Consider the following 19,161-nt stretch of genomic DNA (forward strand, 5'->3'; position numbering starts at 1 on the left):
TCGACGACTTGGATGTTAATTGGCGCGCACCGACATTTCGGGTACCTGCCCTATTAGCGCTTAGTGCTCGCTGGCGTTTATGCCAGGCACTCATCTGGCGCATTCCTCCAGCCCGGAAATGCCAAGCAGCCTTACGCAGATAATCAACGGTATAGATCATGCACGGCTCCTACGCATCTTGCTTCTGGTCAATACTTCAGTCATTTGCAGACTGGCACGGGCTTCATCGCGGATCCTGGCGGCCGTGATGCCGTTGCCTTTGGCAAGGTTTCCAGTGAAGTCTTGGTATGCCCTGACGGTTTCGCCAGGGTCGCCATCCATGATCATGTGACCCATATCCAGCCAAACGACCCGGCTGCACATGCTGGTGATGGTGTCCAAGGAATGGCTAACGATGAATACACACCCGGCCTGTTCCCGTAGCTGGTCCATCCTGCGTTTACTTCTGTCGCCAAACTGAGCATCGCCTGTATTTAGTGCCTCATCCACCAACAAAATTTCCGGGTCGATGCTGGCAGCGATAGCGAATCGAAGCCTTGATGCCATTCCTGAAGAGTAGGACTTCATCGGCAGGTAGATAGATTCCCGGAGTCCAGAGAGTTCCACAATACTGCCAAATTTTGCAGCTACCTCTCGGCGGCTCATCCCCATGGCGAGGCAACCCAAAACTACGTTCTGGTGGCCCGATAGGTCACCCACGAGCGCAGCATTTACCCCCAGCATGATCGGGGTGCTAGACGCAAAGACCGCACCAGAGGTTGGCCTATCCTGCCCACTAATAAGTCTCATGAGAGTGCTTTTGCCAGAGCCGTTTCGGCCGATAATGCCCACCGATTCTCCACGTTCGACAACGAGCGACAGCTCATGCAAGGCACGCACGGTAATTGTGTTTGGCCGGCGAGTCAGTCGTCGAAGGAAACTGGTTTCCCGGCGCTCTTTGGCGGCCGCGTTCCCATCGGCCGTAACCACGCGGTATTCCATCGCAGCACGATCAACTACGACGCAGGGATACGCTTCAACCTCCAAAATTTGTTCAGCCGCGCCCATAGGACTCTTCTCCTCGCCAGAAGAAAATCATGCCGACCAAGAGTACACCTAGGGCCCAGACCCCTAAAGTAGCCCATGACTGCCAACTCGGAATTTGGGCATATAGTACGCAACTACGGATTATATCAATAACATTGAAAAGCGGGTTTAGCTTCACAACCGCCAAGATATCTGGATGGGACACAAACCGCTCATAGGAATAAAATATGGCTGATCCATACATCCACGCCCGCATAACGAACGGCAGAAGATGGGTAGCATCATGGACACGAGAGATAACCCGTGCGAGGATCAAGCCAACCCCGAGGTTAAATATTGACTGGAGTAATAGGGCTGGAATAATGAGTATCCATAACCACGTAATATCCTCCGCCGGAGGGACCAATGTGATGATTAGGAGCATTGCCAGGATCAAGGGAACATTGGACATCAACTCACGCAGGTTGGCACCAATCGGCAGAGTTGCTCGAGGAAAGTTGAAGGCTTGAACTACAGATTTGTTGTTATGCACTGATCTGGCACCACTCGTAATAGCCCCCGCAGTACATTGGAAAATAAAAATTCCGATAACCAGATATCCGATGTAGTTTTCGATACCGCGCCCCGTCTGCAACAGAAGACCGAACATCAAGTAGTACGTCAGTCCGTTGAAGATCGGATTTAGCAGCAGCCATGCGCTGCCCAAACGGTCGCGACGGGTCCCACTCTGAACCCGGGCGCGTGCGTCGTAGAAAATGAACTCCCTGAAGTCCCAGAGCTGAACCAGGTAATCCAGGAATCCCGGCCGCGCACCCACGCGGGTCAGGCGTCGCATGTCCACCGCCAATGGTTGAACCATTGCTGGCTCTGGCAAGACTGCCTTCTTTGCCGACATCAGCCAGCCTTCCTTAGATCGTTAGACATCAAAGTTTCATATGCACGCCCGTACGCTTCGGCGTTCGCTGTCCATGTCCTCGTGGCCAAAACGCCCCGCCTACCGGCGGCCCCCAACCGCATCCGCAAATCTTCGTCCTCAAGCAGTTCCACCAACACCTCAGCCAGCCCCGTTGGATCCGACGGTTCGGCCACCCGGCCGTTGACGCCGTCGTGCACTATCTCGCACAGGGCCTCCAACCGGCTGGCGACCACAGGTCGCGCGCAGGCCAAGGCCTCCACCGGCTTCAAGGGCGTTACGGAACGGGTTACAGACAGATCCTTGCGGGGCACCACAAAAACATCCAAGGCTTGGTGGTAGAGGCGGGCCTGCCCGGCAGAAACCCGTCCAGTGAAGACCACCTTTTCCGCGAGCCCCAGCCCCTGCATCTGGTTTCGAAGTGCCGGAGCAGCAGTTCCGTCCCCCACCACAAGCAGCCTTAACCTTGGCAGTCGCGGCGCGAGCAACGCAAATGCTGTGACCAGATCATCGATGCCTTCGTAATCAACCAAACTCGTCACTGTGCCTATATACAGCAGTCCGGTGTCCAGACCGAGAACACTGCGGGCATCCTGGTGGCACATGGGCTCGTTGAGATAGTCACCACCCACCGCGTTCGGGCTGATCAGCACCTTCTCCGGGGGGACTCCAGCAGCCACGATGTTCTTTTTCATGGCCTCCCCCAGTGTCACTACCAGGTCAGCACTCCGCATTGTTTCGGCCTCACGCTCCATGAACAACCCATACCGTTCGCTGTTTCGCGCTTCCGGTCCACGGGTGGACGCCCACGTGTCGGCGAGCTGGCCGCGGACTTCGTAGACCCACGGAACGCCGATCGAGTGAGCAACCTCACGGGCTACAAGACCGTTAACGAAGTGTGTGGTGGTGTGTATGACGCTGGGACGGAAGTCGCGGGCAACGGCCAGCAGTCCTTCCGCTTGCTGCTGCAACCGTCCATTCATGGTCTTGGCCAGCTTGCCCGGCAGCAGTCGTTGGTAGGTCACGCCGTCCACCACGTCAGTGTCCTTGGCAGTGAGCACGCCAATCTGGACCGGGTAGCCGATGCGGGTAACGGCCAAGCTGTCCCAGCCCGCGGCCTGCTGAGCGGTTAGGATCGAATGGGTCCTTCGCGCATACCCGCTACCGGTGTGGGGCAAGGAGTTCGTCAGGAGATGGAGTACGCGCTTCGGAGCGGGCTGCGAGACAGCCTTGTCCAACGATGGTCGCCACCCCTCAAAGACGTTGAGTTCAGCAGAAAGACGACGCTGCTGCTTCGCCATGTTTCCGGGCTGGCCATCGAGGGCGCGGACGGCCCCACTCATGTCGCCGGCATACCAGCGCCGGCGCGCCGTGGTTGCTGCTGCTTGTGGGCTGGAGCCTGCGAGATCCAGGAAGGTATCCGCCCAGTCGGACTGCTCTGCTGCGAGAGCCACCTCGCCAGCTTTGCGGGCGTGCTCTGAAGACTTCACATCGGCGCGTGCGTTACGGAACCGTCGCTGCAAGGCCTCCCCGTCACCGGCAACATGGCTGGCCATCATCAGAAGCGGACTCGTGGAATCAGGGAGTGCGCCCGAGAAGGCACGCGCCAACGGCCGTACGATCCTCGAAGGAAGACGCCGCAGGACCTGAAGGGCCAGCACAAACGGCGCCTCTGAACGGTGCTCCGAGACCGTACCGAAGGCCAAGACCATGTTTCTCAGAAAGGGTCTCATGCCACACGCTCCTGGCTGCGTGCGCTGGAGCCCTGGCCAACCAGCTCTGCAATGTGACCCATGTAATTCCGCGCAAGCTTGGAGTATTCAGCGTGATTTTCCACCCATTCCCTGCCACTCTTGCCGGCCGAGAGCCTGGCGCGGTCCTTCGACAGTTCCCGCCACAGTTTAGCCACGGCCCCGGCATTGGAGGTCACCACGTCGCCGCCTTTCGCATCCAGGATGATGCGCTCAGCCTCACCACGGACAATGGCTGTGACGTGCCGGCCGATGGCCAAAACTTCGTAGGTTTTTGACGGCACCGTGGTTTCAAACGACTTCCAGTCATCCCGGAGGGAAACGATGCAGGTATCGGCTTCACGATATTTGTCCATGACGGCCGGTCCGTGGAGGGACGGGTAGAACGTCACCGGAGCATCCAGTTCGCGGGCCAGTTTCACCAGTTGCGGCCTGCTGGTTCCGCTACCAACCAAGGTCAGGTGGAAGCCCTCGCCCAGCAAAGCGGCTGCCCTGATCAGCACATCCAGCCGCTGGCTCTTGCCGTGGTTCCCCAGATAGAGGGCGTGAAAGCCATCACGTTCCAGGGGCGGCGGATCAAGGAACGGCATGGCGCCTAGGTCCAGTCCGTTACTGACGGTGATGACGTTTCTGACTCCCCTGGCGCGGAGCGTGTCCGCGAATCCTTCGGTGACCGTCACCACCAGATCGGCCTTGCGCTGGACGAACTCCACCACGTGCTCCACGACGCCTTTCACGCTGCCCTGGACGATGCGTGCATCACGTGCCAAGTCCGGCCAGGCATCGCGCATTTCCACAATGAAGGGAACCCTGCGCAACTTGGACAGGACTAGGCCAGCAGCAAGGGTGGGAAGGCTCGGCGCCGTGGCGAGGACAGCGTGGGGCTTCTTGCCCGAGAGCCCCACAGGAACTGACAGCACGGCCGAGAAAACCTGATCGACGAGCCGCGCTACGGAAGAGGTACCAATGTGGCGGAGGTAGGGAACCCGACGGATGGTCTCCCCGTGCGGTCCCTTCTGGTGACTAAATGCAAAACCTGCCTGCCGCCGGGGCAAGTCACGGCGGCCGTTGGGGTAGTGCGCAACGGGCGCAACGACGTCGACGTGCCAACCCGCACTGCGGAACTCGCGGGTCAGTGCGCCCCACCGACGCTGCGGCGGACTGTGTTCGGGCCAATAGGAATGGGTGAGAAGCATGAGGCGCAGGGGCGCGTCAACCTGGTCTAGCTCAGCACTATCCCCTGGGAGGGAGTTACTCATGGTCTATTTGCCACTGAGGCGGGGCTTACGAACACCCTTGGATCGCAAAGCACGGAAGTACGCGGCTCCGAGCAACAGGAGGACCAACACCGTCGCTCCCTGAACAATAGGGTTGTTCTCAGCTACTGGAGCCAGCGCTACTTTCAAAGGACCGGCAAGGTCGGCGCTCACTACGGGCGGGGCAGCCGTCTTGGTCGCTACAGGGGTAGGCGTTGGCTCCGGTGACACTGACGTCTCCGGCTCGATGGGAAGTATTGGTTCAACGATTGCCGGATTCTCCTCTGGCGAGGGAGCTGTTGTCGTAGGCTCCGGGGATGCAGACGAAACCACAGGAGGTACAGCCGGGATCACAACCGGCGGGGCAACTGGTGCGACTGGCTGGACGACAGGCGGCGGCACTGGGGCCGGCGTCGGATCAGTCGGGGCAGGACTTGGGTCCGTCGGGATCACGGGTGGGTCGACTGGGACGGGGTTTCCGGGGACGGGGTCGACTGGGAGGGGATCGATCGGATTAGGATCGGGATTTGGGGTTTCCCCAGGCTGTTCAGTGCTAGGCCCCGGGCTCGTCTCCGTGGCTACCGCAGGCTGGGCTCCGAAAAACCCAAGAATGGCCAGCATCAGGACGGCACTTGCGGCTTGAACGCGTCTGATCGCCTTTCCCATCTTTCCCCCGTTTTGTGTTCATAAGGATGCTTCCGCACCCCCGGCTCATGCTCATCTGTCTAACGTCATGACAGCGCGCGGACGGCCACCATCGGAGGGCGACCCGAATTAGTTTATCGTATGGACTAGCTCCGGTCGCGAAGCCACCTGCTGGACGCGTAGCCAAGCACGGAGGGGCCACCCAGCGGTTCAACCTCAGCTGCCCTTGTTAGGGTCTTGTCTGCGGACGCCGATACCAAGGAAAAAAATGAGACCCCGGAAGTCAAACGACAGCAACAGAGAACGTCGCACGTCCATCCGTTTAGTATCTGTACTCCTTGCACTCACCGTTGTTCTCGTGGGAGCCGGCGTGGTGGGAATTGTCACTACGGAGCAGTCCGACACTGCACGTCCAAAAGCGGCTGACGTTCCAAATTCAGGCGCAGCAGAGCCAGGCTTCCCCATAAGCGGCTACTTCATCTCGGCCAGTTCCCGCGATGCGACAAACTTCGGGAAGCTGCAGGACATCAAGGCTTTCGGGGGCGACACCGTCATAACTTTTGGATCCACCCTGAAGCCAGCGAGAGCCGATGAGCTTCCTGCTGATTGCCTCGTCGACGGCAACAGCTGCGCCAGAGTCGCCGCCGGGTCCCGGAGCGTTGAGCGCTATTTTACGTTCCTGGACGCAAGCAAGTGGGGCCCGGAAGCGCTGCAGTGCCCCGGCGACAGACAGGTCACCAACAACGGACAGTCCTACACGGTCCTCGTTCTGCCGAACGCGGGCAAAGCGTGCACTTCAACCGATAACAAATACAACATCGTGGTAGCTGGTGGAAGTCCTGCTTCCTCTACCGACCCTTCCAAATCCCTTGCGGGGGCAGCGACGAAGCTCGGAATGAAGTTCTTCGCTGGCCTGCCCGCCCCAGCGAAGCGAACGGATTTAACTTATCTACCCGATTTCTCCTACAAGGCAACTTTCGACCTCTTCACAGACCGGTTCCTGAAGTACCAAGCTGATGCAAATGATTTGCCGGGCTTGGCCGGCTTCTACCACCACACCGAGATGCCCCTCACGGACAGTGCAACATTCGATTCCGTGTTTGCTCTCTACACGAGCCAAAACGATGCCATTCATCGCATCCTTCCGACCCGTCAGGCGATTGTCAGCCCATACATTGACGCGCGTGTGGATAAATCAGGAATCAGCGTAGATGATGCACGTAGGGGAATCCGCCGGATTGCCGAAACAGCGGCCGGCGTCCAGCTCAACATCGCCATTCAGGATGGAATGGGCACGGGCAAGGGTGGCGCTTTCTCCCCCAGTGAGGGAGCTTCCGCAGTTGACCCTTACGCGGCCACGATCGTTGGCCAAGGGACCTGGAACAGTAAATATCTCGCACCCAACAAGGACTACTTCACAGCCGCAGCAGCGGGAATTGAGGACACAGGTGCTGTCCTTTGGGCAAATTTGGAGGGCATGGCGCCCGCAACTAAGCAAAATCCCTGTGGGGACAGCCTCCGCGGACAGACTACAAAAGAGCGGATCGATCGGCAGCTACAACAAGTTGCTACCGCCCGTAAGGTCATCTCCTTTATGTGGGATTCGTATTACACCTGCAAAGGAACCGGAACAACTCTCAAAAAACAGGTAGAAACGGGACTAAACACCCCAATAATCACAGACGTGACGTTCCAGCCTGGGACTGACCAGGTTGAGATTGTCGGCTTCAACCTTGAGGGAAGTACGGCCACATTGAGCTGGTCGAATAAAGACGGAGAAGCGATCGAGAAGTCGGCTAAAGCAGACAGCTTCGACCCTTCGTACGGCATGAAACACGGCATGAACCCCAAGCTGGATATGATCACGGTCAACTTTGGCAAAGTCGTCATTGGAAAAGGCAAGGCCTTCTCGGTAAACGTGACGAATAGCTGGGGTGCCAAAGCGACGGAATTCCATTCCCTGCTCCCCTAATTCGTACGGCAACCGACCATGCTGAGAGGTCACTGAGCTAACCCCAATCACACCCTTGATAGAATCGACTCTGCTGATGCCGACACCAAGGAACACATGACGCTCCCGACAGATACTGAAACTCCCTCTGCAGAGTCCCGTCCCCGACGTCAGAAGAGCGGGAAGAAAACCGCCCGGAACGTGCTCCTCGGTTTCGCGGCAGCGGTCTTGGTGGCTGGGCTGATTGGCGGCGCCTACATCTTCAACCTGGCCCAAACGTTCAACTCCGGAACCACAAAAATCGACTCCGCTTTCCCGGAAGAATCCACGCGTCCTCAGAAGGCTGAGCCTGTCAACGGCACCGCGGCGATGAACGTGCTGGTCATGGGTAGCGATACCCGCGGCACTGCCGAGTTGGATGTTGATACGCAGACGGCTACCGACCAGCGGGCTGACACGCTCATGCTGGTCCACATTCCCGCCGATCGTAAGAACGTCTACGCGGTTTCCCTCATGCGTGACCTCTGGGTCGATATTCCGGGTCACGGCGAATCGAAAATCAATGCTGCCCTCGCCCTGGGCGGCGTGCCGCTCATGGTTCAGACGGTTGAGTCTTTGTTCCAGCAGCGGATCGACCACGTAGCAATGGTGGACTTCGAAGGATTCAAGGGTCTGACCGATGCTGTTGGTGGCGTGGAAGTCGACGTCAAGATCCCGTTCGCACCGGCATCCGGACCCATGAAGGGCCATTTCTACCAAGCTGGCAAGCAGACGCTGAACGGCGACGAAGCACTCGCCTTCGTCCGCGAACGCAAATCGTTCAGTGATGGCGACTACCAGCGCGTACGCAACCAGCAGGCGTACATGAAAGCCATCATCAGCAAGACCATCGCCCGTGAAACGCTCACCAACCCTGTGACCGTAAACAGCATGGTCAGCGCTGTGTCACCGTTCGTCAGCGTCGATAAGGGCTTCGACGCCGCCGCAATCGGCAGTCTTGCTCTGGGCATGAAGGACCTGCGGGCCAATGACACCGTCATGTTCACGCTACCCACTCTCGGTACAGGTACTTCCGCTGATGGGCAGTCAATTGTCGTAGCGGATACCACTGCAATTACGGATATTGCAGGAGCGCTCTCCAAGGACCAACTAGGGGCTTACGTCACCGCGCACGCCCTCGAAAAGGGCAACTAACAAATAGCCTTCAAACCAACCAAACCCCGCGAACGGTCTTCCGTTCGTGGGGTTTGCTTTTTCACTGCACCCCGGAATCCAAGAACTCAGATAAACCCCCGAACATCCTCCCCCACCCGCTCCGGGCATTCCCACAACACCAGATGCCCGGTCTCCTCGTAAATCTTCAGCAGGGAGCCAGGGATACGGGCAGCAAGAATCTCCTGATGCTGCCGCGGAACCAGGTGATCGTGGGCGCCCCACAGAAAGAGGGTGCGCGCTGAAATATGACCCGTTTCCGTCGGCGGAGCGGCCTGATACAGCCCCCGCAGCGACGCCTTCCACACAGCCGCAGGCATGGAGAGACCATCCTGGACCCGGTCCTCAATGTAAGCAGGCGGCACAGTGTGCAGCAGCCGGTACCAGGACAGTGATTCCCGAACCCAGGATTCCGGTACGGGATCAGCCAAAGCCTCTACTTCGTCAGCGAAGGCGGGCCTACTGTGCAGGCTCAACGGGGAACCAACCAACACCAGCGACGAGACCCGGTTGGGGTACATCACGGCCAATTGTTGGGCAACGTATCCCCCGCTGGAGGAACCCAGGACGTGCGCCCGTCCAATGCCCAGCGCATCGAGGACCGCCACAGCATCACGCGCCACATCGGCAAGCGAGTAACCGGCGTCCGTTTTGTCCGCACCTCCGTGACCACGAAGGTCCGGGGCTACCAGCAGTAAATCAGGAAGCGAGGCAATGAGCCGCTCAAAACTGCGCCAGGATTCGCCCCAGGCGTGCAATAAAAGCAACGGTGCGCCGCCGTCGTCGTGCGCTTCATCAAGGCGGCCCTGAACGAAACACGGCACGCTGATCCCCGTGCTCAAAGCCAGTCTCCTGACCTGGGACTTCATGGGCCCAGCGTACGCCGGCCATCAGGAGGACACACCCCCGCGTCACACACTGCGAGGTTCCTGATCAGCCGGCCCGCGCCGGTACGATCCGATGTATGCGCTGCTCAGAGCGCACTAATCGAATATGGGGAACCCAGATGCCTAAGGCACTTTCGTGGTTGGCGATCCTATCGCTGACCATGTCGGCGGCTGTCTTTTTGCCGCAAACCGCGACCGCCTCAAATACGGCAAGCGTCGCCACACTTTTCTCTTCACTGACTGTCACCCAGGAAACGAACACCGGGTACAACCGCGACCTCTTCCAGCACTGGGTGGACGCTGACAGCGACGGCTGCGACACCCGGTCAGAGGTGCTCCAGCAGGAGTCGCTCACGCCGGTGACGTTCAATCCCGGAACCTGCACAGTGGCCACTGGCCAATGGAACTCCTGGTACGACGGGGCGACGTGGACCAACGCGTCCGACGTCGACATAGACCATCTGGTCCCACTCGCCGAAGCGTGGGGTTCCGGCGCAAGCGCCTGGACGGCCGAACAGCGCCGTGACTATGCCAACGACCTCACACTGGACGTCGGCCTGGAAGCCGTGACCGACAACGTGAACCAGTCCAAGAGCGACCGTGATCCGGCAGAATGGATGCCGCCGCTGGCCGGAACCGCCTGCAGGTACGCCACGGACTGGGTGCTGGTGAAATACCGCTGGCAGCTGACCATGGACGCGGCCGAATCCGCGGCGGTCTCGAACACCCTGCAGGGCTCGTGCGGAACCACGCAGGTCACCGTACCGGCAATCGCCATTGACACGGCCCCCACGCAACCGATCACCTTCAGCGACGTCAACTCCTCCACACAGTTCAACGTGGAAATCTCCTGGCTGGCGACACAGGGCATCTCAACCGGCTGGGTTGAAGCCAACGGCACCCGGACCTACCGGCCTCTGAACGCCGTCAACCGTGACGCCATGGCCGCCTTCCTCTACCGCCTGGCCAAGAAGCCTGCCTTCACTCCCCCGGCGACGTCGCCTTTCAGTGACATCACGCCGTCGAGCCAGTTCTACAAGGAAATCACCTGGCTGGCCGCCAGCGGCATCTCCACCGGCTGGACCGAAGCCAACGGCACCAAGACCTTCCGTCCGCTCAGCCCCGTCAACCGCGACGCCATGGCCGCATTCCTCTACCGCTATGGAGGCAACCCTGCCTTCACGGCACCGGGAACGTCGCCTTTCCAGGATGTCCCCGTCAGCAGCCAGTTCTACAAGCAGATCACGTGGCTGGCAGCCCAGGGCATCTCCACCGGTTGGGACATCGGCTACGGCTGCCGCGCCTACAAGCCGGTCCAGCCGGTGGCGCGTGATGCGATGGCCGCGTTCATGTACCGCTTCGTCAACGGTGGCACTGGCGGGATCACGGGCAGCAACTGCTCGCCTCCCCCGCCGCCCGTCGTGACGCCGCCGCCCGCGCCGAAGCCCCCGGTGACACCCCCGCCGCCGGTCACGCCGACGAAGCCCGCCAATCCTGGCGACTCAAAGAACTGCAAGGACTTCAGCACGTGGCGCCAAGCCCAGGACTGGTTCAACTACTACTACCCGCACTACGGTGATATCGCCCGCCTTGACGGCGACGGTGACGGGATCGCTTGCCAGAGCCTTCCCGGACACCCGTAACGGAACGTACGACGGCGGGCCCTGGCTTGAGTGCCAGGGCCCGCCGGTTGCTGCGCGAAACCAACAGCGAGGAGACCAGTGATGACCGACATTCCATGGAGCCGCGGCGAGTGGACCAACCAGCCAGCCGCCGTCGTCGAACAGGAAGGGGACCTTCTGGTAACCGCGGCTGAGGGCAGCGACGCCTGGCGCATCACGTCCTATGGCTTCATCCACGACACCGAACACGCCCTCCTGGCACCCTTTCCGCAGGACAGTGCCATGGAGGTCGAATTCACGGCCGCGTTTTCCCAGCAGTTCGATCAGGCGGGCATCTTCGTGCGGATCAGCCCGGAACACTGGATCAAGGCCGGCGTGGAATACGCCGACGGCGCCGCGCAGCTGGGCGCGGTTGTCACCGACCGCTTCTCGGACTGGTCCTTGGCACCCGTTCCCGACTGGAACGGGGGACGTATACGCATACGCATCAGCCGCGCGGGCGACGCCCTTACCATCCGGGCCGCGGCTGACGGCGGGGAACTCCAACTGGTGCGGGTTGTGCCGCTGGAGCCGACACTGACCGCCTTGGCCGGACCATTCGCCTGCTCACCGACGCGGGACGGGCTGACGGTCCCGTTCCACACATGGCGGAGAACTCCCCCGGACAGCCAACTTCACTGATCCGGAACTTGCGGGCCTGACCGTTCGTGAGATTATGGAGTCTTCTGCGGCCCGATGACCCAGGCCGCAACTGAGCTGGCTCCGTTACAGTCCTATGGGGGGCATCACGGTGGAAGATACTGCAAGTCTTTGGCGAACTGACCCTGCGACGTTCCGCGACGTGGTGATCAACCGCGACGCCCTGAACGAGGCCCTGGCAGGCGAGTGTCCACCAGTGGAGCGCATTCGATACCTGGCGTTGCTCCGACGGGACACCGAGGCCCTGGACGAGGGCTTCAAGCTTCTCCCCGATTCACCCGACCGCCGGGAACTCCTCCTGATCCTCGCCCAGGTGAAGCAGCGCCAGTACCGCTGGCACGACGCCGCGGTGCTCCATGAGAAGGCACTCCGGACAGCGCGGACACCGGAAGAGGAAGCCTACGTCCGCCACCACATCGGTCGGAGGCTCTTTGATGAAGCCCGCTTCCGCTCCGCTGCCGACGAATTCCAGTGGGCCGCCGATCTCTACCGCGTCGCCGGCCAGCTTGAATCGGCCGAAGAAAACCGCCAGGCGATGCGGCATGCCCTGCATGTGCACAGCGCTGAGCGCACTACGGGACACTCCGGATTCGAGCTCTCCTGACCCCACAATCCATCATCCAGCCCATGGGATGTAGTCTTAGTAAGGAAGCTGACTATTCTTATGAGGCTGGGGGCCCGAATGCCTGACATGGACTATTGGCCAACAAGCCGGTTGCTGTCCACCGCAGCGCGGCTCGTGGAACTTGGGTGGAACGAGCGGCTCCGCCCCTTGGGACTGACATATCCAACGGTACTCACGCTTGATGCCTTGGCGGCTTCTGGGCCCATCTCACCGGGCAAGCTGGCCGAAAGCATCCGTGTGCAAGCCCAAACCATGGGTCCGCTGCTGACCAGGCTGGAATCCCGGGGTTTAATCCATCGCGAGGTAAACCGTTTCGACCGGCGCGGCCAACTCGTGTCCATCACCGAGTTGGGACTGGACTTGCTGAACAAGTCCCACGGGCAGGAAAACACCGTACTCGAAGGCATCGATCTGGACTCCGAAAGCCTTCGGGCTGAACTCATTGCCATCGTTCGGGACACAAAAATCAACTAGGGGTTCACAAGGCCCACTTGGAGGAACCCGGTAGACCAAGGCAGTATGGAGTTATTCGCTGATGAAGTCCGGCGACAAGGGAAATCCATATTTCCAGCTACCGGGCGGAGCCTCACACCGCGCCCGGACAACGAAAAGGGCATCATGAGTGAACTTCGCATCGGCGACAACCTTCCCGTAGACCTCCTGAGTTTCAGGGCCACAGAGTGCTTGGTCTCGACGGGCCCCCCAGGCTCGGAAGACATGTGCATCCTGGATGACGGGCACACCGGCAGCCACTTGGCGGCAGGCCCGGGCATGGTGGTCAAAGCCATCTGGGGCTAGCAGGCAATCCCTGCCAGGTGAGGGGAAGCGAGCGGGTCTGCGCCGCTTCCCCCTACGTTCCGCAGAAAGTCCGGTACGGCCCGAAACTGTCAGGCGCGGGAGCGGCGTATTTTTCCAGGCCGGGACGTTCCTCATACGGAGAAGCCAAAGCCTCGAGCAAGTCCTCCGTCGGTCCGATGTCTCCCGCTGTTGCGGCCGCGAGTGCCTCCTCCACCACGTGGTTGCGGGGAATGTAGACCGGATTAACCGCGTCCATGGCGTCCGCATCTGGCACAAGTGCCCGCCACCGCACCAGCCACGCGTCAAAGGCGGGCAAGTCCAGCACCATGCCCCTGGCTGGCTCCGCCTGCCCCCGGGCCGCCTTGCCCAGGCTGCGGAAGAACGACGTGTAATCCGCGCGCGCCTCCTGGACCAGGTTCAGCACGTCGTCCACCAAAGGCGAGGAAACGCCGTCGTCAATCTCTTCAGGCAGCCCCAGCTTGGCCTTCATGCCGCTGAACCAGGCCGCGCTGTACTGCTGCCGGAACCCACCCAGGGCCTCAACGGCCATGGCTACCGCTTGGTCCTGGTCCTCGTGGATCAGCGGCGCAATTGCTTCGGCGAAACGTGCAAGGTTCCACTCCGCAACCACGGGCTGATTCCGGTAGGCGTACCGGCCCATCTCATCGATGGAACTGTACACGGCCACGGGATCGAAACCATCCATGAAGGCACACGGTCCGTAGTCAATGGTTTCGCCGGAAATCGTCATGTTGTCAGTGTTCATGACCCCATGCACGAACCCCACGAGCATCCACTGGGCCACCAATTCCGCTTGCACGGAGATGACGTTTTTCAGGAGGCCAAGGTAACGGTTGTCCTCCTCGGACGACGCCGGGTGGTGCCGTTCGATCGCATGGTCGGCGAGCCGCCGCAGCAGCTCCAGGTCATCGGAGGCCCGGGCGTACTGGAAACTTCCCACCCGCAGATGGCTGCTGGCCACCCGGGTCAGGACCGCGCCGGGCAATACCGTCTCACGCTGGACCGGGCGGCCCGTAGCGACGACGGCAAGGGAGCGGGTGGTGGGAATACCCAAAGCATGCATCGACTCGCTCACGATGAACTCGCGGAGCATGGGTCCGATGACGGCCCGGCCGTCGCCATTGCGGGCGAAAGGCGTCCGGCCCGAACCCTTCAGATGGATGTCGCGAAGCGTCCCATCGGCGGCCACCACCTCGCCCAGCAGCAGGGCACGGCCGTCTCCCAGCCGCGGGGAGTAAAAGCCGAACTGGTGCCCAGAGTAGCCCTGGGCCACCGGCGTCGCGTCCTCCGGGACGGCGTTGCCGAGCAGCAGCCGCACGCCCTCCGGGCTCCGCAGGAAGTCCGGATCAAAACCAAGCTCGACGGCGAGTGGCCCGTTAAGCGCCAACAGCTGAGGATCCGGGGCTTCCTCCGCCCGCCACGGAATGGCCAGCTCCGGGAAGTCGCGGGCGAAATGGCCTTCGAAGGCAATGGTGGAATGCGCGATGTCACTCATCAATTAAGGATAATCGGCACTGGCGGGCACCTGGCCCTGTATTCTCTATCTGAGCCACGCCTTGCTGGCCCTTTTCTGGTTTTGAACCCCCTGAAGGTGCTGAACCATTCGTGTTTTTGGGGGAACCATGACTTCTTCGCTCACCTCACGGCCGTTCGCCCTTATCAAGTCGGTTGGGCTAGCCGTCACAGCAGTGGCAGTGGTCATCTTCCTGGCATCGTGCACCCTCATTCCCCTGCCCAAAATGACATCAGCCCCGAAGGCACCGCCCAGCGCCGAACTCCTGAAACGCAGCAACAATGCCACCGTCGCGGCATGGGAAGTACCCTTGGACCCCATCGGCCAACCGGTGGTAGCCGACGGCGTGGCTGTGGTCTATGGCAAGACGTCGGGTGGCATCACCGCTTACGCCTTTTCCGCAGCGGACGGCAGGCAGCTCTGGACGAACCCCGTTCATCCAGGTTTGGGAGCTCCCGGTATTCCGCTGGAGCCGGCCCTCACTACAACGGACTCCGGCAGTGCCGCCGCTGTCTTCCTGATGCCGGCCGGCACTCCCGCGGAGAACTTCGGCATGGCATGGTGGACCACCCCTGTTGCCGTGGAACTCAAAACCGGAAGGGTCGTCTACCGAGGCGACTCCCAGCTAATCGAAACCCGCCCTACCGCGTGTGAGAACAAGAAGGACATGTGCTTCACGGCATTTGACCCCAAAGCACAGCTTTCCCGGCAGCACCGCGTCAGTCTTGCCACGGCCCAGGACGACTCCGGGGACACCCTCAATCCACTCTCGGGCAACTACCGTTTGGTTGGCGAGGGCCTCTATTCCGTGGTGGAGAACGGAATAGAATCCATTGCCAGGGTCCACGAGGGCAAAAAAGTCTGGTCCGCAGATATCCAAGAGGTGTTTGGCCGCGGAGCTACCACTAACCTGGGCTGGAATTTTCAGTACTCGGAGAAACTGGACCTTTACGTGGGATCGGTCGGGCTTAACCCCACGGGTGAGAATGACTACGACCTGCTGAAGGACAAGCAATTCTCCGTAAAACTCACAGACCAGCAGGCAGTGGGCTTCCAAGCTTCCACCGGCAAAGTGCTTTGGACGGCCAAGTCAGCCCATGTCTGGTGCGCCAACTTGGTAGGCACAGCCAGCTCCAAGCTGAACGGCAGCGGTGACGGCCTTCCCGTTCGGTGTGAATACACGCAGGGTTCCATGGAGTACCCCTCGGGCAAACTCGCCAACGCCAAGGCCAAGGCGGTGGGGTACGATCCGCTGTCCGGGATGGCGGCATGGCAAACCGAAGCGGTCGACGTGGAGTACGAAAACCAGCCTCTGGTTCCAGCGTCAAACCGAGGGGATGCGGTCCTGGCTGAAACCCCCGGCGGCGTCAAGCTTGTGGACACCCGGAATGGAATCTCCCGAGACGTCGCCGCCTCGGAAGTCTTCCTTTGCTTGAAAGGCACCCAGTACGCCCTTCCGCCCAACGGACCTTACGCAGACATGCCCAGGGGTGACACGGGCATGGGGTCGACGGTGTCCTTCCCCTGCAACGGAACTGGAAAAATCGCTCCCTCGCTGACCATCGGAACACTCCAGGACATCAACACCACCGACAACGGGATGGCCGTGGTTTCCCTCGAAACCAAGATCTCGGGCTACAGGCTGCAGCAGACCGCTGGGATCGACGCCGGAACGCGGAACCGCGGCACTACCCCTTGAAAACCGGTGCCCGCTTCTCCTGGAACGCCTTGAAACCCTCGGCATAGTCGTCGGTCTTGCAGAGACGGGCCTGCTCGGTGTTTTCCTCCGCCATGGACGCCCAGAGGCCCAGGCGTTGGTCGCGGATGTGGGCCACGAGTTCCTTGGAGGCGGTGAAGGCCTGTGTCGCGCCCGAGGCCACGCGGGAGACAATTGCCCGCGTCTCCTCAAGCAGGACATCGGCGGGCATCGCCCGGCTGAACATTCCCTGGGCAACGGCTTCGGCACCTGAAATGAGGTCAGCCGTGTAGATGAGGTCCAGCGTGCGGTGCATGCCCAAACGCTCCGTGAAGTACCAGTGCCCACCGGAATCCAGGGTGGCGCCAAGCTTGGCAAAGGGTGAACCGAACTTCGCGTTCTCCGCCACATATACGACGTCGGTGGCCAAGAGGAGCCCCAGCCCGACACCCAAACACGCCCCATGGGCCGCCGCGAAGGTGGGAGCAGGGAACGCAGCCATTTTCTTCAGCAGCGGTTCCACCAACCCGCCGAGGTACGCATGCGCATCATCGGATTCGGGTGTCACCGCGGCGATATCGCGACCGGCACAGAAGGCCCGGCCCTCACCACGGAGCAGCAGCGCCCGCACCTCACCGCGTGCGGCGGCGGCAGCGGCGTCGTCGTACGCCTTTTCCAGTTCGGCAAGCGCGTCCTCGTTGAGCGAGTTCAGCTTTTCCGGGATGTTGAGGACAATTTCGGCGATGCCGTTGGCAATGGAGAGCTCGATCAATGGGGACTCCTTAGACGTCGAAGTCGACGGTAACTTCTTCGCTGGTGGGGTGGGACTGGCAGGTCAGGACGTAGCCCTTGTCCAACTCGTCCTGTTCAAGGGCGTAATTCTCATCCATGGTCACGGAGCCGGAGACCACCTTGGCGCGGCACGTACCGCACACGCCGCCCGCACACGCGAACGGAACGTCCGGGCGGACCCGCAGGGCAGCGTTGAGGATGGACTCGCGCGCGTGCGTGGGGCTGGCGACGTCTCCGGTCAGGCCATCGAGCTTGAAGGTGATCTTGTACGTGTCCTGAGATTCGTCAGCTACCACCGGTCGGCCGGCGTTACCTTCGGGGCGGTCCGGACGGCCGGTGGTGAACAGCTCAAAGCGGATGTGCTCTGGCTCAACGCCGCGGGCGGCGAGGGTGTCACGGCACAGCTGGACCAGTTCGAACGGCCCGCACAGGAACCACTCGTCAACATCTTCGGAGCGGATCGCGGACGAAAGGAGGGCCTGCAGTTTTTCGGAATCGATCCGGCCGGTCATCAGCGGCGCGATGCGCTGCTCGCGGGACAGGACGTGATGCAGCGCCAGGCGCGACGGGTACTTGTCCTTCAGGTCCGCCAGCTCTTCCAGGAACATGACGTCCATGGCGGCCTTGTTGGCGTAGACAAGATCGAACGTTGTTTCGGGATTGGCGGCCAGGAGCGTGCGTGCAATCGCGATCACCGGGGTGATGCCCGAGCCCGCGGCGATCGCCACGAAGTTCCCCGGCTCCCCCGCCAGTTCCTCCGGGTGGTTCATGGAGTTCATGACGTTGTGCTGGACGGCCGCGCCGTCCTTCCCGTGGCGTGAAATGAACGCACCCTGCGGGCTCATGACGTCCAGGACGTCTCCTGCCTTCAGCTCGGCATTGGCCCAGGTGGAGAAGATGCCACCCAGGTCCTTCTTGATGGCCACCCGGATTTCGCTGCTGCCGTCCTCGAAACTGCGCGGCTCTGCGCAGATCGAGTAGCTGCGGCGGACCTCATGCGGCTCACCGGTTTCATCGGGCAGCGTGGTTCGCAGGGCGACGTATTGGCCAGGAAGGTAGTCATACTGGCCCGCCAGCTCAGCGGGTACACCGAACGTGACCTCAATGGCATCGTCCGTGAGGCGCCGGACCTCCGCGACGGTCAGGTTGTGGAAAGACGCACGACGGCGGCTGGCCGTCTGTGTTTCGGTGGTCATGGCTGCTTCCTTAGAGGACTTTGAAGTAGTCGAACGGCTCCTTGCAGTCCTGGCAGACGAAAAGCGCCTTGCAGGACGTGGAACCAAAACGGGTGAGTTCCTTGGTGTTCAACGAGTTGCACTGCGGGCACTTGACCGCCAGGCTCAGGCGCACTGGACCGGAGTGGCCGCCAGCAGCAGCCATGCCGCTGGGCGGGGCGATCCCGTATTCCTCCAGCTTGGCTTTGCCGGACTCGGTCATCCAGTCAGTGGTCCACGCCGGGGACAACACCAGGTTCACGTGGACGCTGGCGTAGCCCTCCCGCTCGAAAGCCTTCCGCAGGTCGTCACCAATGGCATCCATGGCGGGGCAGCCCGAGTACGTGGGCGTGATGGTGACCTCGACGGCGGTACCCGCCGGGCCGCCGTCGTGCGTTCCCGTCACGCCAGTCGGGGTGACCTGAACGCCGCGAAGGATTCCCAGGTCCTCGATGGTGAGGACCGGGATTTCCGGATCGCAGACCGTGGACGCGATGTCCCAGGCCCGCTGCTCTTCAGTCTTTTCCATCGTTGACATTT

The 19,161-nt window shown here is 61.1% G+C and carries 17 protein-coding genes; 8 read left to right on the plus strand and 9 right to left on the minus strand.

Annotation, left to right across the window (positions count from 1 at the left end):
• Positions 1–156: 156 nt before the first annotated feature.
• From ABHM97_RS16780 to ABHM97_RS16795, 4 genes are read right to left on the minus strand one after another with little or no spacing between them, the layout of a single operon-like run.
• Positions 157–1,047, minus strand: a complete 891-nt coding sequence (locus ABHM97_RS16780) for an ABC transporter ATP-binding protein (protein ID WP_349471575.1) — start codon at positions 1,045–1,047, stop codon at positions 157–159.
• On the minus strand, positions 1,034–1,921 hold the full coding sequence (locus tag ABHM97_RS16785) for an ABC transporter permease (RefSeq protein ID WP_349471576.1): 888 nt from the start codon (positions 1,919–1,921) through the stop codon (positions 1,034–1,036). The genes ABHM97_RS16780 and ABHM97_RS16785 overlap by 14 nt, the downstream gene beginning before the upstream one ends.
• On the minus strand, positions 1,921–3,672 hold the full coding sequence (locus ABHM97_RS16790; protein WP_349471577.1) for a glycosyltransferase family 4 protein: 1,752 nt from the start codon (positions 3,670–3,672) through the stop codon (positions 1,921–1,923). Before ABHM97_RS16790 ends, ABHM97_RS16785 begins: the two co-directional genes overlap by 1 nt.
• On the minus strand, positions 3,669–4,949 hold the full coding sequence (locus ABHM97_RS16795; protein WP_349471578.1) for a glycosyltransferase family 4 protein: 1,281 nt from the start codon (positions 4,947–4,949) through the stop codon (positions 3,669–3,671). The genes ABHM97_RS16790 and ABHM97_RS16795 overlap by 4 nt, the downstream gene beginning before the upstream one ends.
• Positions 4,950–5,961: 1,012 nt before the next feature.
• On the opposite strand from ABHM97_RS16795, the gene ABHM97_RS16800 reads away from it, so the two are divergent.
• Together ABHM97_RS16800 and ABHM97_RS16805 are read left to right on the plus strand one after the other, a co-directional pair.
• The gene (locus tag ABHM97_RS16800) at positions 5,962–7,563 is read left to right on the plus strand and encodes a hypothetical protein (RefSeq protein WP_349471579.1); all 1,602 of its coding nucleotides are present in this window, start codon (positions 5,962–5,964) and stop codon (positions 7,561–7,563) included.
• 96 nt (positions 7,564–7,659) lie between these two features.
• A complete protein-coding gene (locus ABHM97_RS16805) occupies positions 7,660–8,736 on the plus strand; it encodes an LCP family protein (protein ID WP_349471580.1) in 1,077 nt (358 codons plus the stop codon).
• 86 nt (positions 8,737–8,822) lie between these two features.
• On the opposite strand, the gene ABHM97_RS16810 is transcribed toward ABHM97_RS16805, so the two are convergent.
• Positions 8,823–9,623, minus strand: coding sequence for an alpha/beta fold hydrolase (locus tag ABHM97_RS16810; protein ID WP_349471581.1), 801 nt, complete (start codon positions 9,621–9,623; stop codon positions 8,823–8,825).
• A gap of 137 nt (positions 9,624–9,760) precedes the next feature.
• On the opposite strand from ABHM97_RS16810, the gene ABHM97_RS16815 reads away from it, so the two are divergent.
• The 5 genes from ABHM97_RS16815 to ABHM97_RS16835 all read left to right on the plus strand — a co-directional run bounded on the left by ABHM97_RS16815 (position 9,761) and on the right by ABHM97_RS16835 (position 13,385).
• Positions 9,761–11,284 carry an S-layer homology domain-containing protein gene (locus tag ABHM97_RS16815; protein WP_349471582.1) on the plus strand — a complete coding sequence of 508 codons (1,524 nt, stop codon included), beginning with the start codon at positions 9,761–9,763 and terminating at the stop codon, positions 11,282–11,284.
• Positions 11,285–11,362: 78 nt separating this feature from the next.
• Positions 11,363–11,944, plus strand: coding sequence for a DUF1349 domain-containing protein (locus ABHM97_RS16820; RefSeq protein WP_349471583.1), 582 nt, complete (start codon positions 11,363–11,365; stop codon positions 11,942–11,944).
• A gap of 94 nt (positions 11,945–12,038) precedes the next feature.
• Positions 12,039–12,566, plus strand: coding sequence for a hypothetical protein (locus ABHM97_RS16825; RefSeq protein WP_257371368.1), 528 nt, complete (start codon positions 12,039–12,041; stop codon positions 12,564–12,566).
• Positions 12,567–12,644: 78 nt separating this feature from the next.
• Entirely contained in the window at positions 12,645–13,061 is a 417-nt protein-coding gene (locus tag ABHM97_RS16830) for a MarR family winged helix-turn-helix transcriptional regulator (protein ID WP_257371367.1), read from the plus strand.
• A 144-nt stretch (positions 13,062–13,205) separates the two neighbouring features.
• Complete coding sequence (locus tag ABHM97_RS16835; RefSeq protein ID WP_235517296.1) at positions 13,206–13,385, plus strand: hypothetical protein; 180 nt, start codon at positions 13,206–13,208, stop codon at positions 13,383–13,385.
• 52 nt (positions 13,386–13,437) lie between these two features.
• On the opposite strand, the gene ABHM97_RS16840 is transcribed toward ABHM97_RS16835, so the two are convergent.
• Positions 13,438–14,901, minus strand: coding sequence for a protein adenylyltransferase SelO (locus tag ABHM97_RS16840; RefSeq protein WP_349471584.1), 1,464 nt, complete (start codon positions 14,899–14,901; stop codon positions 13,438–13,440).
• A gap of 127 nt (positions 14,902–15,028) precedes the next feature.
• Here ABHM97_RS16840 and ABHM97_RS16845 point away from each other — a divergent pair, with 127 nt between their 5' ends.
• On the plus strand, positions 15,029–16,618 hold the full coding sequence (locus ABHM97_RS16845) for a hypothetical protein (protein WP_349471585.1): 1,590 nt from the start codon (positions 15,029–15,031) through the stop codon (positions 16,616–16,618).
• On the opposite strand, the gene ABHM97_RS16850 is transcribed toward ABHM97_RS16845, so the two are convergent.
• The 3 genes from ABHM97_RS16850 to paaD are packed head-to-tail and all read right to left on the minus strand — an operon-like array spanning position 16,608 to position 19,159.
• Positions 16,608–17,387 carry an enoyl-CoA hydratase/isomerase family protein gene (locus ABHM97_RS16850; RefSeq protein ID WP_349471586.1) on the minus strand — a complete coding sequence of 260 codons (780 nt, stop codon included), beginning with the start codon at positions 17,385–17,387 and terminating at the stop codon, positions 16,608–16,610. The genes ABHM97_RS16845 and ABHM97_RS16850 overlap by 11 nt on opposite strands.
• Before the next feature lie 10 nt (positions 17,388–17,397).
• Entirely contained in the window at positions 17,398–18,603 is a 1,206-nt protein-coding gene (gene paaE / locus ABHM97_RS16855; RefSeq protein ID WP_349471587.1) for a 1,2-phenylacetyl-CoA epoxidase subunit PaaE, read from the minus strand.
• 10 nt (positions 18,604–18,613) lie between these two features.
• Positions 18,614–19,159, minus strand: coding sequence for a 1,2-phenylacetyl-CoA epoxidase subunit PaaD (paaD, locus tag ABHM97_RS16860; protein ID WP_502921304.1), 546 nt, complete (start codon positions 19,157–19,159; stop codon positions 18,614–18,616).
• Positions 19,160–19,161 lie beyond the last annotated feature (2 nt).

Origin of the sequence: Paenarthrobacter sp. CAP02 (genome assembly GCF_040137855.1) — a bacterium.
In the GTDB taxonomy this organism is placed as follows: Bacteria; Actinomycetota; Actinomycetes; order Actinomycetales; family Micrococcaceae; genus Arthrobacter.

Bases quoted from the DNA above. Each gene is read 5' to 3' on its own strand.
- ABHM97_RS16780 (WP_349471575.1), bottom strand. From the start codon at position 1,047: ATGGGCGCGGCTGAACAAATTTTGGAGGTTGAAGCGTATCCCTGCGTC.
- ABHM97_RS16785 (WP_349471576.1), bottom strand. From the start codon at position 1,921: ATGTCGGCAAAGAAGGCAGTCTTGCCAGAGCCAGCAATGGTTCAACCA.
- ABHM97_RS16790 (WP_349471577.1), bottom strand. From the start codon at position 3,672: ATGAGACCCTTTCTGAGAAACATGGTCTTGGCCTTCGGTACGGTCTCG.
- ABHM97_RS16795 (WP_349471578.1), bottom strand. From the start codon at position 4,949: ATGAGTAACTCCCTCCCAGGGGATAGTGCTGAGCTAGACCAGGTTGAC.
- ABHM97_RS16805 (WP_349471580.1), top strand. From the start codon at position 7,660: ATGACGCTCCCGACAGATACTGAAACTCCCTCTGCAGAGTCCCGTCCC.
- ABHM97_RS16810 (WP_349471581.1), bottom strand. From the start codon at position 9,623: ATGAAGTCCCAGGTCAGGAGACTGGCTTTGAGCACGGGGATCAGCGTG.
- ABHM97_RS16815 (WP_349471582.1), top strand. From the start codon at position 9,761: ATGCCTAAGGCACTTTCGTGGTTGGCGATCCTATCGCTGACCATGTCG.
- ABHM97_RS16825 (WP_257371368.1), top strand. From the start codon at position 12,039: ATGGGGGGCATCACGGTGGAAGATACTGCAAGTCTTTGGCGAACTGAC.
- ABHM97_RS16830 (WP_257371367.1), top strand. From the start codon at position 12,645: ATGCCTGACATGGACTATTGGCCAACAAGCCGGTTGCTGTCCACCGCA.
- ABHM97_RS16835 (WP_235517296.1), top strand. From the start codon at position 13,206: ATGAGTGAACTTCGCATCGGCGACAACCTTCCCGTAGACCTCCTGAGT.
- ABHM97_RS16840 (WP_349471584.1), bottom strand. From the start codon at position 14,901: ATGAGTGACATCGCGCATTCCACCATTGCCTTCGAAGGCCATTTCGCC.
- ABHM97_RS16845 (WP_349471585.1), top strand. From the start codon at position 15,029: ATGACTTCTTCGCTCACCTCACGGCCGTTCGCCCTTATCAAGTCGGTT.
- paaE (WP_349471587.1), bottom strand. From the start codon at position 18,603: ATGACCACCGAAACACAGACGGCCAGCCGCCGTCGTGCGTCTTTCCAC.
- paaD (WP_502921304.1), bottom strand. From the start codon at position 19,159: ATGTCAACGATGGAAAAGACTGAAGAGCAGCGGGCCTGGGACATCGCG.